Origin of the sequence: Ruicaihuangia caeni (genome assembly GCF_040536845.1) — a bacterium.
Taxonomy (GTDB): Bacteria; Actinomycetota; Actinomycetes; order Actinomycetales; family Microbacteriaceae; genus Ruicaihuangia; species Ruicaihuangia caeni.
In genome coordinates this window covers 938,482-950,496 of sequence record NZ_CP159582.1, presented here as the reverse complement: position 1 = coordinate 950,496, position 12,015 = coordinate 938,482, and the positions used below count along the sequence as shown (strand labels likewise).

The window sequence follows — 12,015 nt, the reverse complement described above, 5'->3', positions numbered from 1 at the left end:
GTCATGACCAAAGCGCTGTTCATCATCGACGTGCAGAACGACTTCACCGAGGGCGGGGCCCTTGGCGTGACCGGTGGCGCAGAGGTGGCACGCCGCATCACCGAACTGCTCGCAGCATCCGACTACGACGTGGTCTTCGCTTCCCGCGATTGGCACGACGCCGACAACGACAACGGCGGTCACTTCTCGGAGACCCCTGACTATGTCGACACCTGGCCGCCGCACTGCGTCGCGGGAACGCCGGGGGCCGAGTACCACCCCGCGCTCGATGTGGAAGCCATCGATGTGCACATCCGCAAGGGCCAGGGAAAGCCTGACTACTCGATCTTCCAGGGCAGAACGGATGCCGGGGCTTCGCTTCGCGAGGCGCTCGATGAGCACCGCGTCACCGAGATCGACGTGGTCGGCATCGCCACCGATCACTGCGTGCGCGCTTCCGCTCTCGACGCGCTGGCGGCGGACCGAAAGGTACGCGTGCTCGAGCGGTACACGGCCGGTGTCGACGAGGAGGCGAGCGCCGAGGCTCTCGCGGAGGTGCGCTCGGCGGGCGGTCAAGTCGCGTACGACGCGCGCGCTGAAGGCTAGTCGCCGCTACTTCAATAATGGGCTAGATCCGCCTCGATCGAACGTGCAGCCTCGAGCAACGGGGGCACGATGTCGCGAAGCGACTCTTCGGCTGAACGGCGCCCCGCTGCGGTCGACACGTTGATCGCGGCCACGACTCTGCCGTCTTGGTGGATCGGGGCTGCGAAGGAGCGCAGCCCGAAGTCGAGCTCCTGGTCGACCATCGCCCAGCCCTGCTCGCGAACTCGGGCGATCTCAGAGCGGAGGGCGGCCGGCTCGGTGATGGTCGCGGCCGTGAATCCGCTCGGCTGCCAGAGCGCCAGCATCCGGTCGAGCTCGGACGGGGCGAGGCCCGCGAGCAGCACGCGGCCCATCGAGGTGGTGAATGCGGGGAAGCGCGTGCCGATGGTGATCGAGACCGACATGATGCGCCGGGTGGGCACGCGGGCGATGTACACGATCTCGCTGCCGTCGAGCACACTGGCCGAGGTCGATTCGTCGAGCGTGCGCGACAACCGCTCGAGGTGCGGCTGCGCGACCTCTGGAAGGGTCAGCGACGACAGGTAGCTGAAGCCGAGTTCGAGCACCCGAGGGGTGAGCGAGTAGTCGCGGCCGTCGCTGCGCACATAGCCGAGTTCTTCGAGGGTGAGCAGGAACCGGCGCGCGGTGGCCCTCGTCAGCCCAGTGGCGCGCGCGATGTCGGAGAGCGACCGTCGGGGGTGCTCGGCGTCGAACGCTCGTATCACCGCGAGCCCGCGTGCGAGCGACTGCACGAACTCGCCGCTCGACTGGCCTGTCGCGGTTGGCGCGGGCTCCGTGCCGGCCGCGGAATGCGCGGCGGCCGGCGGCGGTTCCGGCGAACCGAGGGGGCCGCCGGTGACCGGCGACCCCCCGCGAGTGCTCTCGACCATGGTCTGCGCTTCGCGTCGGCTCAGCGTTCCAGCACGACGGCGAGGCCCTGCCCGACGCCGATGCACAGCGCGGCGACGCCCACGCCACCGCCGCGGCGCTTCAGTTCGTGCGCGACGTGACCGATGATGCGACCGCCGGAGGCGCCCAGCGGGTGCCCCATGGCGATGGCGCCACCGTGGATGTTGACCTTCTCGGGGTCGAGATCGGGCCAGAGCTGCAGGCAGGCGAGGCTCTGCGCCGCGAATGCCTCGTTGAGCTCGACCACATCGACGTCGTCCCAGGTCTTTCCGGCACGCGCCAGCGCCCGGTTCGCGGCCTCCACCGGACCGATGCCGAACACGTTCGGGTCTACGCCCGACGCGCCTCGGCCCGTGATCCGGGCGAGAGGCTCCGCGTCGATCGCGCCCTCGGCGCCGATGATCAGCGCCGAGGCGCCGTCATTGAGCGTCGAGGCGTTGCCGGCGGTGACCGTGCCGTTCACCTTGCGGAAGGCCGGCTTCAATCCGGCGAGCACCTCGAGCGTCGTGTCGGCGCGGATGCCCTCGTCCCGAGTGAGGTCGGTGCCCGGCACGAGCACGACCTCGTCGTCGTAGACGCCGGCATCCCATGCGGATGCCGCCAACTGGTGACTGCGCACCGCGAAGGCGTCCTGTGCTTCGCGCGAGATGCTGTACCGCTCGGCGAGGATCTCGGTGCTCTCACCCAGCGATACCGTCCAGTCCTTCGGCATCCGGGGGTTCACCATTCGCCAGCCGAGCGTGGTCGAGTGCATCGTCTCGTTGCCCGCGGGGTAGGGCCGGTTCGGCTTGAGCATCACCCAAGGGGCTCGGCTCATCGACTCGACACCGCCCGCGACCACGATGTTCGCGTCGCCGGTCTCGATGGCCCGGCTCGCCTGCATGACCGACTCGATGCTCGACCCGCACAAGCGGTTCACGGTGACGCCAGGAACGCTGGTCGGGAAGCCCGCGAGGATCGACGCCATGCGCGCCACGTTGCGGTTGTCCTCACCTGCCTGGTTGGCATCGCCGAGGATCACCTCGTCGATGCGTTCGAGATCGAGCTCGGGATGCCGAGCGACGAGCGCCTCGAGAGTGTGCGCCGCGAGGTCATCGGGGCGCACACCGGCGAGCGACTTGCCGATGCGCCCGAACGGCGTGCGCACCGCGTCGTAGACATAGCTTGCGGTCATGATCAGCCCTTCAGGTCGATGCCGGTGAGTCGGCGGAGCTCGTCCATGCCCTCGCCGAACGATTCCAGGACGGTGGCGCCCTCCGCGCCCACCTCGAACACCGCGAGGTCGGTGTAGACCCGCGAGACGCAGCCCACACCGGTGAGCGGGTAGCTGCACTGTTCGACGAGCTTGGACTCGCCCTGCTTGGTCAGCAGATCCATCATCACCCACACGCTCTTCGCGCCGATGGCGAGGTCCATCGCGCCGCCGACCGCCGGGATGGCGTCGGGGGCGCCGGTGTTCCAGTTGGCGAGGTCGCCCTTTACCGAGACCTGGAACGCACCGAGCACGCACACATCGAGGTGCCCGCCGCGCATCATGCCGAAGGAGTCGGCGTGGTGGAAGTACGCAGCGCCCGGGAGCTCGGTGACGGGGATCTTGCCCGCGTTGATCAGATCGGGGTCGATCTGGTCGCCCTCTGCCGCAGGGCCCATGCCCAGCATGCCGTTCTCCGTGTGGAGCGTGATGTTGCGGTCTTCGGGCAGGTAGTCGGCCACCAGCGTGGGGGCGCCGATTCCCAGGTTCACGTACGCGCCCACCGGGATGTCGGCGGCGATGCGCTTCGCGAGGTCGGGGCGGGAGAGTCTGGTCATGCTTCTGCCTCCTCGGCTTCAGTCTCGAACTGGCCGCTGGCGATCCACGGGCGATCGCCGGTTTCGACCACATGGGTCACGAAGATCCCAGGCGTGATGATGCTCTCGGGGTCGAGGCTGCCGACCGGCACGATGCGGTCGACCTGTGCCACCGTGACTCGGGCGGCAGAGGCCATCACCGGACCGAAGTTGCGGCTGGTCTTGCGGTAGGTGAGGTTGCCGAGCTGGTCTGCCCGGTAGGCGCTGATGAGGGCGTAGTCGGCGTGGATCGGGTGCTCGAGCACGTAGTCGCGCCCGTCGATCGTGCGGGTCTCCTTGCCCTCTGCGAGCGTCGTGCCGAAGCCGGTGGGCGTGAAGAACCCTCCGATGCCGGCGCCCGCGGCGCGGATGCGCTCGGCGAGGTTGCCCTGCGGCACGAGTTCGAGCTCGATCTTGCCGGCGCGGTACAGCCCATCGAAGACATGCGAGTCGCTCTGGCGCGGGAAGGAGCAGATCACCTTGCGCACGCGACCGGCCGCGAGCAGTGCCGCGAGTCCGTGGTCGCCGTTGCCGGCGTTGTTGCTCACGACGGTGAGGTCGGTCGCGCCCTGCTCGAGCAGCGCGTCGATGAGCTCGACCGGCTGCCCGGCGAGCCCGAACCCGCCGATCATGATGGTGGCGCCGTCAGCGATGCCGGCAAGCGCTTCGCTGACGGATGGACTGATCTTCGACAGCATCCGTACGTCCTTCATGGTCAGGGTCGGCGCCGTGTCGCGCCGAAGAGAGTTCGCAGTGTTCGCATAGCGAACATGCGTTCACATAGCGATACTACCAGATCGACCTGAGGGCAGTGAGGGGGAGTTTCACGACGCGAAAAAGGGGCGGCGCCACCCTCACGGCGGCGCCGCCCCTTTTCGTCGGGGTGGCTGCGGAGTGCTACGCCTGCGCGTCGAGTTCGGCGAGCGTCGTCTGCAGCACCTTGAAGGCGTTGTTGGCGTTCGGGATGCTGCAGTAGATCGCCGACTGCAAGAAGATCTCGACGAGCTCATCGCGGGTGAGCCCGTTCGTGATCGCAGAGCGCACGTGCATGGCGAGCTCTTCGAGGTGCGAGTTGGCGATCAGCGCTGTCAGACTGCAGGCGCTTCGCATCCGGCGGTCCAGCCCCGGGCGCGACCAGACCTCTCCCCACGCGGTGCGCGTGATGAAGCTCTGGAAGTCCCGCGTGATGTCGGTGATCGCGTCGGTCGCCCGGTCGACATGGGCATCGCCGAGCACCTCGCGCCGCACCTTCATGCCCTGTTCGTAGCGCTCTTGGTCGCTCAGCGTGTGCAGGTGGGCGTTCGGGTTGGTCGCGTCGCCACTCGGGCGCGCGTTCACGGCGTCGGTCACTGGATGCCTCCGAAGAACGTGTCGAGTCGCTGTGCCACCTCGGTGGGGCGCTCGGCCGGGGCAAGGTGCGACGCGTCGGGGATGCTGTGCGCCTCTCCCCGGGCTACCGCGCCGGCCATCTCCTCGGCATCGCTCGGCGGGCTCACCTGGTCGTGGACTCCCGCGATCGCGATGGTGGGTGCGCTGATCTCGCCGAGCCGGTCGCGAACGTCCCACACCGCGAGCGCCTCGCAGCACAGCGCGTAGCTCTCATCGTCCGCCGAAGCCAGACCGTGCAGCAGAGCGCTCGTGATCTCGGGCTGCTGGGCGACGGTGTCTGGGGCGAACCAGCGCTGCGCCGACCCCACAACGAGGCTGGAGGTTCCGCTCGCCCTGACTTGACGCGCCCGCTCGCGCCATGCCTCTTCGACGCCGAACCTCGGCGACGCGCACACGACCGCCAGGCCCTTCACGCGCTCAGGGAAGTCGAGGGCGAGTTGCAGCCCGACGGCGCCACCGAGCGAGATGCCCGCGTAGAGGAAGCGGTCGATGCCTGCAGCATCGGCCATCGCGATCACTCCCTGGGCGAGTTCCGCGACCGAGAATGGCTGGGTCGTGGGCGCGGATTCGCCGTGGCCGGGCAGGTCCCAGCCGAGCAGCCGGTATCGCGAGTCGAGGGCGGGCGCGGCAGGCCCCCAGACCGTGGCTGCGGCAGTGCCGAGGCTCGGTCCGAGCAGCAGCGGTTCGTCGTAGCGGCCCTTGCTGCCGCGCAGGCTGACGCCGGTGATGGCCGGGGTGGTCATTCAGCTCCCTTCAGCGCCCGGGTGAGCGAGCGCTCGATCAAATCGTCTGCCGCGCCTGTGTAGCGCGCGGCATCCGTCAGCTCCTCGAGCTCGGAGGCGTCGAGGTCGGGGAGCGCGGCGGTCAGTGCTTCTCGAAGCGGCGTGCCCGTGGTCGCCGCCTCATCGATGAGGTGCTGCACGCGCTTGGCGCCGATGCGAGGGGCGAGGCGGAGCATGACGCGCTCGCTCACGATGAGGCCGGCCGTCGCGTCGAGGTTGGCTCGCATGCGCTCGGGGTGAACCTGCAGGTGCTCCAGCAGCGCTCGGCCGCTCTCGGCGGTGCCGCCGGCGAGTCGGAGCAGTTCGCGAAGGGCCTGCCATTCGCTGTGCCAGGCGCCGTCGGGCCGCTCGTCCACCGTGACGGCGGCGCGATGCAGCTCGGCGGCGAGGCCCGGCGCACGCAGTGCGGCCGAGCGGATCAGCGTGCTGAGCACCGGATTCTGCTTGTGGGGCATGGCGGACGATCCGCCGCCGCTGCCTTCGGCGAGCTCACCGATCTCGGTGCGGCCGAGGGTCGCGACGTTGGTGGCGATGGTGCCGAAGGCGTCGCAGAGCGAGACCAGCGCATCGCCGAGCGAGGTGACGGGATGCCGCATCACATGCCAGGGCAGGCGCGGCGCCGCGAGCTCGAGACGCTCGGCGAATGCCGTCACCACGTCAACCGGCTCGGGTGCGCCCTGAGTCTGCTGCGCCAGCTCGGTGAACGACGCCAGGGTGCCGGAAGCGCCGCCAAGCTGTGCGGGCAGTGCTGCAGCGACTTCGCGAAGTCGATCGCGGCTGATGACGAGGCCCTCGAGCCAGATCGCGGCTTTCAGACCGAACGTGGTCGGCGTCGCGTGCTGGGTGAGCGTGCGTGCTGCCATCACGGTGCGCCGGTGCTGATCGACGAGTCGCGCGAGCGCGGCGATCGCCGCATCCGTCTCTTGCAGCACGATGCGAAGAGCGCCGCCGGCGATGAGCATGAGTGCCGTGTCGAGCACGTCTTGGCTGGTCGCCCCGCGGTGCAGCCAGCGAGCGGCGTCGTCGTCGAGGAGCGGGCGGAGCAGCTTCAGCAGCGGAATCACCGGATTGCCGCCGCCCCGCGCTGCGACAGCGAGTTCGGCGACGTCGATCTGGGAGTCGCGCAGTGCCGTCTCGATGCGCTCGGCGATCTCGACCGGGGCCTGCACGTGCGCGAGCGCGACCTCGACCTCGATCATCGCCGCGAGCACTGACCTATCGCTCGTCACGCCGACTACGGCCGTGCCCGCCCACACCGGGGCGAGCAGGCCGTAGTCGGCGTCGTCGATCGGATGCATCGTCAACGGGCGGCGCACTCAGTTGAACGCAAGGAAGACCGTTTCGCCGTCGCCCTGCAGCCTGATGTCGTGGTGCAGCCAGCCGCGTTCGTCGCGGGTCGCCACCATGGTGGCGCGCTCGTCATCCGTCAGGACCGAGAGCAACGGGTCGGCGCCAAGGGCGTCTGCGTTCTCGGGCAGGTAGATGCGAGTGTGCAGCTTGTTCAGCAGTCCGCGCGCGAAGACGATGGCCGCGAAGAACGGCGCACTGCCGTCGTCGCCAGCGCCCGGGTTGACCGTCCAGAACCGGTACACGCCGTGGTCGTCGGTCGCAGCGCGCCCGAAGCCGGTGAACCCGTGGCTCTCGCGGTGCACCGGGTTCGAGAACATCTGGTTCTCGCGGCGGAGCACGCTGCGCGCGCGGGGGATGCTGCCATCGGCATCCCGCTGCCAGATCTCGACCATCGCGTCGGGAATCGGCTGCCCCTCGCCGTCGAGCACCCGGCCGGTGAGCACGATGGCCCCAGGGGAGTGCGGCTCGGCGATCTGGGGGCCGCCCAGGAAGGGCATGCCGTAGTGGAAGAACGGTCCGACGGTCTGACCCGGCGTGCCGACGAGCTTGCTCACAGTTCGTCTCCTTCTGGCTCGGTCCAGGTACGTTGCGGCCCTGTCAAGACGATGTCCCAACGATATCCGAGCGACCATTCCGGCGTCGTCAGATCGTGGTCGTAGGTGGCCACCAGGCGGTCGCGTGCCTTCTGATCCGCGATCGACTGGTAGATCGGGTCGAGCGGGAACAGCGGGTCGCCGGGGAAGTACATCTGCGTGACGATGCGCTGGGTGAACGCATTGCCGAACAGCGAGAAGTGGATGTGCGCCGGCCGCCACGCGTTGATGTGGTTGCGCCACGGGTAGGCGCCCGGCTTGATGGTGGTGAACCGGTACTCGCCGTTGTCATTGGTGATGCAACGGCCCGCTCCCGTGAAGTTCGGGTCGAGGGGCGCCGGATGCTGGTCGCGCTGATGGATGTAGCGACCACCGGCGTTCGCCTGCCAGATCTCGACGAGTTGGTTGCGCACGGGCCGGCCATCGCCGTCGAGCACCCGGCCGGTGACGACCATGCGCTCGCCCTGTGGTTCGCCGGAGTGCTGGATGGTCAGGTCGGCCTCGAGCGGCGACACGTCGCGCTCGCCGTAGGCGGGCGACCACAGCTCGATGGTCTCGGGGTCGACGAGCTTGGGGTTCTTGGTGGGGTGCCGAAGCACACTCGAGCGGTACGGCGCGTAGTCGAGGCGGGGCTGCGTCTGCTCCGGCTGCCCGGCCGCGAGCCCTGCCTGATACTCGGCTTGCGCGGCTTCGATCTCCTTGGAGATCTCAGCCTGGCTGGCGAGGGTCATGGTGTCTCCTGGTCTGTCGGTGGGACGAGAGTCAGCGTGACAGAGGGAGCGCCGAGCGACAGCGTCAGTTCTCACTGGGTGGAAGTGTGGCTGGCCCAGCGCTTCGCCGGACTACGGGAATCACCACTGGGGGTGGCTCCGGCTGGTGAATTGCGTAGTGTCGCGCGCGACACGAGCGACACGGCGCGGCAGGCGCGGCGCGAGCTCCGAATCAGGAGCGCGCAGAGGCGAAGACTTCAGAGACCGCGGTCGCGGCCTTGATCACGAGCGGGGCCAGCCGGTTCTCGTCGGCGCGATCGAGGTGGGTGACGACTCCGATGGCTGCGGGAGGCAGCCCCGGCACCGCCGGCAGTGGTGCCGCGATCGAGACGTTGCCCAGCGTCATCTCCTCGCGCGTCGTGGCGTAGCCGCGTACCCGCGCGCGGTTCAGTTCGGCACGCAGCTCGGCCGGGTCCGTGATCGAGTGGGTTGTGTCGCGCTCGAGCGGCTGGGCCAGGAAGCGGTCGAGCCAGTGCTCGTCGCGCGTCATCAGGAGCGCCTTGCCAACCCCGGTGGTGTGCAGCGGGTGCCGCCCGCCCATGCGGCTCAGGGTCGGTACGGCGTGCGGGCCCATGATGCGGATCAAATACAGCGCTTCGTGGCCGTCGAGCACGGCCAGATGCGCGTTCTCGCCGGTCGCGTCGTAGAGGCGCATGAGCAGCGGCATCGCCTGCTCGCGCAGCTCGAGGCTGATCGGAGCAAGGCCGCCGATCTCCCACAGCCTCACGCCGATGCGGTAACGGCCATCTCGGCCGTGATCGAGCAGCCCGAGGTTCGTCAACTCGCGAGCGAGGCGGTGAGTCGTCGAGAGCGGCAGCCCTCCTCGCGCGGAGAGTTCGGCCAGCGTCAAATATGGGTCGTCGGCGTCGAAAGCGGAGAGCAAGCGCATCGAGCGGCTCAGTACCGACTCACCCGGTGTGCTCGTGCCCCCAGCCATGCCCCCACGTTAACCGCTCGACCTTGGAGTGCCTCTCAGCGCGCACCGGTTCCCGGCGGTTGCAAGGGGCCCGGCATCACTGCGGATGCCGGGCCCCTTGCTGCGCGTGACTACGCGGGCGTCAGCCCACGCCCTCGAGCGCGTCGGTCTCGGTGTTGCCGATGTTCTTGATGACCTCAGGGCGGTTCTTCGCCAGGTAGAGGTACCAGCCGAGCGCCGCGATCATGGTCGCGAGGAACAGGTAGGGGATCACGTTGAGCGGCCACGCCGGCACCGGCCACACGTTCGCGAAGAACACGTAGGCCATGGCGACCACCGCGACGGTCGCGCAGAGCCACACCAGGCCGTTGCGCATCTTCTCCCGGCGCGTGTAGACGACGCAGGCGATCGCCACGAGCGCGTAGGCCACCATGTAGCCGTAGGTGCCGTAGGTGTCGACCCACACCACGATGTCCATCGGGTGCACGTTCATCGACAGCATGATGATGTCGAGCAGGATCGCCGCAGGGCCTGCCACGAGCAGCACTCGGTGAGGCGTCAGGTGCGATTCGTGCGTGCGACCGAAACGCTCGGCGACCACGCCCTCCTTGCCCATCACGTAGATGATGCGACCCACGACGTTCAGCGGAGCCACCACGACGGCGAAGAACGAGGCGCCCACACCGAAGGTGAGGATCGGGGCGAACCACGCCGGCATGCCGATCAGGGTCGCGATGTCTTCGAGCGGGCTCGCGCTGGTCGCCAGGTCGTCGCCGAGCACGGCGATCTGGGTGTAGGCGGCGAAGACATAGATGACGCCCACGGCCACGGCGCTCCACATGATGGCGCGGGGAATCGCGGTGTAGGGGTTCTTCGCCTCGCGGCCGAGCGCATCAGCCGACGAGAAGCCGACGAAGCCGAGGATGCCGAGCACCATACCGGCGGCCACACCTTGGAAAGGCGCGTCCTGGAAGCTGAACTGCGACGGGTCCCAGGCGTTCGGGCCGGCCCACACGAGCGCGAGCACGAGCAGGATCAGGATGATCGCGATCGACACCAGTTCGAGCACCAGCGAGACGCGCGCCGAGAGGCGGATGCCGCGGATGGTGAACAGCGTCGCGAGCCCGCCGAGCACGATCGCGAGCGCGATCTGCCAGCCGACCCCCTCGGCCGGAACGCCGAGCAGCAGGAGGAACTGGTTCATGTATGACACCGCACCGCCGAGCGACCCGGCCGCGATGCCCCAGCATCCGATCAGCAGGGCGACGCCGGCGAGATACGCGGCGAGCGGGCCGAGGCCCTTCGACACGTACGTGTAGAGCGATCCGGCCGACGCGTTGCGGCGGGCGAACACTGCCACGCAGTAGCCGACCGACAGGATGACGAGCGTCGCGAGGATGAACGAGAGCATCGTTCCGTTGCCCGCGCCGAGGAAGATCGCGGCGGCGGTGAAGGCGACGACGGCGCTGGGAGCGATGTTGGCGATCGCCTGTGCTGCGAGCTCGGGCCCGCTCATCACTCCGCGACGAAGGCCCGCGTCGACGGGTTTCTGGGCACCGGAGGACGGCGCGTTGGTCGTGGTTGTCATGGTGTGTCGACTCTCCTATGAGTGGTGATCGAAGGTGTTGATGTGGTGATTCTTTGGAGCGGTCCGGGCCGGGCGCTGCCTCGGGCGGAGCGCGGCGCGGGGTCGGGTCACGGGATGAGCAGGGTGCGCAGTGCGCCGCCGTGCTCGAGGTCGTCGAACGCCTCTGCGGCTTCTGCGAGCGGGCGGCGACCTGAGATGAGCGGGTCGAGCTTCAGCTGGCCGTCCATGTAGCGGTCGACCAGAGCGGGGATGTCGATCGAGGGGCGCACCGAGCCGTAGTTCGAACCGAGGATTCGCTGGTCGGCTTCGGCGAGCACCAGGGGCTCGAACGACGCCTTGGCGCCGGTCGGAGGCAGCCCCACGATGACGGCCGCGCCGCCGAGCCCCAGCATCCGGATCGACTGCTCGGTGGTGATGGTGCGACCGATCGCATCGAAGGCGTAGTCGACGCCGTCGGGCACGAGTTCGAAGAGTGCCTCGACCGGATCGCCCTTCGAGGCGTCGATCTGGTCAGTCGCTCCGAACTGCACCGCCATGGCGGTCTTCTCGGGGAGCACGTCGATGGCGATGATGCGCTCGGCGCCGGCGAGCTTCGCGCCCTGCACGACGTTGAGCCCTACGCCGCCGCAGCCGATGACGGCGACGGTTGCGCCGGGCTCGACGGCCGCGGTGTTGAGCACTGCACCCACGCCCGTGGCGACCGCGCAGCCGACGACGGCGATGACGTCGAGCGGCGCGTCGTCGCGCACCTTGATGGCTCCGGATGCCGGCACGACGACCTCTTCGGCGAACGACGAGACGCCGAGGTAGTGGTGCAGGCTCTCACCGTCGCGCGACAGCCGCGACGTGCCGTCGAACAGCACGCCCTTCGGGGCGACGACGGTCGCGACTTTCTGACAGCGCGCCTCGTGGCCCGAGCGGCAGTACCGGCACTCGCCGCACGGCGGCACCCACGACAGCACGACGTGGTCGCCGATGGCGAGCGAGGTCACGCCCTCGCCGAGCTCGGTGACGATGCCGGAGCCCTCATGGCCCATGACCATCGGTGCGGGAGCCTCCCACTCGTCGCGCTTGACGTGCAGGTCGGAGTGGCAGACGCCGGCCGCAGCGATCTTGACGCGGACCTCGCCGGCCTTCGGTGCCGCGAGCTCGACGTCGGTGTGCTCCAGCGGCGTCGATGAGTCGCGGAAGACGATGGCTTTCATGATGCTCCTTTGGATCTGTGCTTCGAGCAACCGCATGGTAGGCATCTCCAGAAGCGGCAGTCACTGTGAGAAATGATGATCGAGCGGGCGACGCGTCATCA

At 68.9% G+C, this 12,015-nt stretch carries 13 protein-coding genes; 1 reads left to right on the top strand and 12 read right to left on the bottom strand.

All coding sequences use genetic code 11. The features are described 5' to 3' along the window. Positions 1 to 3 precede the first annotated feature (3 nt). The gene (locus ABV606_RS04315) at positions 4 to 585 is read left to right on the top strand and encodes an isochorismatase family protein (RefSeq protein ID WP_353988494.1); all 582 of its coding nucleotides are present in this window, start codon (positions 4 to 6) and stop codon (positions 583 to 585) included. Positions 586 to 596: 11 nt separating this feature from the next. Here ABV606_RS04315 and ABV606_RS04310 read toward each other — a convergent pair whose 3' ends face one another. The 12 genes from ABV606_RS04310 to ABV606_RS04255 form a co-directional block, all read right to left on the bottom strand. Continuing rightward, the gene (locus tag ABV606_RS04310; RefSeq protein WP_281489090.1) at positions 597 to 1,475 is read right to left on the bottom strand and encodes an IclR family transcriptional regulator domain-containing protein; all 879 of its coding nucleotides are present in this window, start codon (positions 1,473 to 1,475) and stop codon (positions 597 to 599) included. A gap of 20 nt (positions 1,476 to 1,495) precedes the next feature. Beyond that, positions 1,496 to 2,668: a thiolase family protein gene (locus ABV606_RS04305; RefSeq protein WP_353988493.1), complete on the bottom strand. Its 1,173-nt coding sequence runs from the start codon at positions 2,666 to 2,668 to the stop codon at positions 1,496 to 1,498. 2 nt (positions 2,669 to 2,670) lie between these two features. Beyond that, positions 2,671 to 3,303, bottom strand: coding sequence for a 3-oxoacid CoA-transferase subunit B (locus tag ABV606_RS04300; RefSeq protein ID WP_353988492.1), 633 nt, complete (start codon positions 3,301 to 3,303; stop codon positions 2,671 to 2,673). Next, positions 3,300 to 4,019 carry a 3-oxoacid CoA-transferase subunit A gene (locus ABV606_RS04295; protein ID WP_353988491.1) on the bottom strand — a complete coding sequence of 240 codons (720 nt, stop codon included), beginning with the start codon at positions 4,017 to 4,019 and terminating at the stop codon, positions 3,300 to 3,302. Before ABV606_RS04295 ends, ABV606_RS04300 begins: the two co-directional genes overlap by 4 nt. 199 nt (positions 4,020 to 4,218) lie before the next feature. Then, entirely contained in the window at positions 4,219 to 4,671 is a 453-nt protein-coding gene (gene pcaC, locus ABV606_RS04290; RefSeq protein ID WP_435415407.1) for a 4-carboxymuconolactone decarboxylase, read from the bottom strand. Then, complete coding sequence (locus tag ABV606_RS04285) at positions 4,668 to 5,453, bottom strand: alpha/beta fold hydrolase (RefSeq protein WP_353988490.1); 786 nt, start codon at positions 5,451 to 5,453, stop codon at positions 4,668 to 4,670. Before ABV606_RS04285 ends, pcaC begins: the two co-directional genes overlap by 4 nt. Then, entirely contained in the window at positions 5,450 to 6,790 is a 1,341-nt protein-coding gene (locus tag ABV606_RS04280; RefSeq protein WP_353988776.1) for a lyase family protein, read from the bottom strand. The genes ABV606_RS04285 and ABV606_RS04280 overlap by 4 nt, the downstream gene beginning before the upstream one ends. Before the next feature lie 18 nt (positions 6,791 to 6,808). Next, complete coding sequence (gene pcaG, locus ABV606_RS04275) at positions 6,809 to 7,396, bottom strand: protocatechuate 3,4-dioxygenase subunit alpha (RefSeq protein ID WP_281489095.1); 588 nt, start codon at positions 7,394 to 7,396, stop codon at positions 6,809 to 6,811. After that, on the bottom strand, positions 7,393 to 8,166 hold the full coding sequence (pcaH, locus tag ABV606_RS04270) for a protocatechuate 3,4-dioxygenase subunit beta (protein WP_281489096.1): 774 nt from the start codon (positions 8,164 to 8,166) through the stop codon (positions 7,393 to 7,395). The genes pcaG and pcaH overlap by 4 nt, the downstream gene beginning before the upstream one ends. Positions 8,167 to 8,377: 211 nt before the next feature. Continuing rightward, positions 8,378 to 9,142, bottom strand: coding sequence for an IclR family transcriptional regulator (locus ABV606_RS04265; RefSeq protein ID WP_281489097.1), 765 nt, complete (start codon positions 9,140 to 9,142; stop codon positions 8,378 to 8,380). 121 nt (positions 9,143 to 9,263) lie between these two features. Then, on the bottom strand, positions 9,264 to 10,709 hold the full coding sequence (locus ABV606_RS04260; RefSeq protein WP_353988489.1) for an APC family permease: 1,446 nt from the start codon (positions 10,707 to 10,709) through the stop codon (positions 9,264 to 9,266). 107 nt (positions 10,710 to 10,816) lie between these two features. After that, positions 10,817 to 11,914, bottom strand: a complete 1,098-nt coding sequence (locus ABV606_RS04255; protein ID WP_353988488.1) for a Zn-dependent alcohol dehydrogenase — start codon at positions 11,912 to 11,914, stop codon at positions 10,817 to 10,819. Between the last annotated feature and the right edge of the window lie 101 nt (positions 11,915 to 12,015).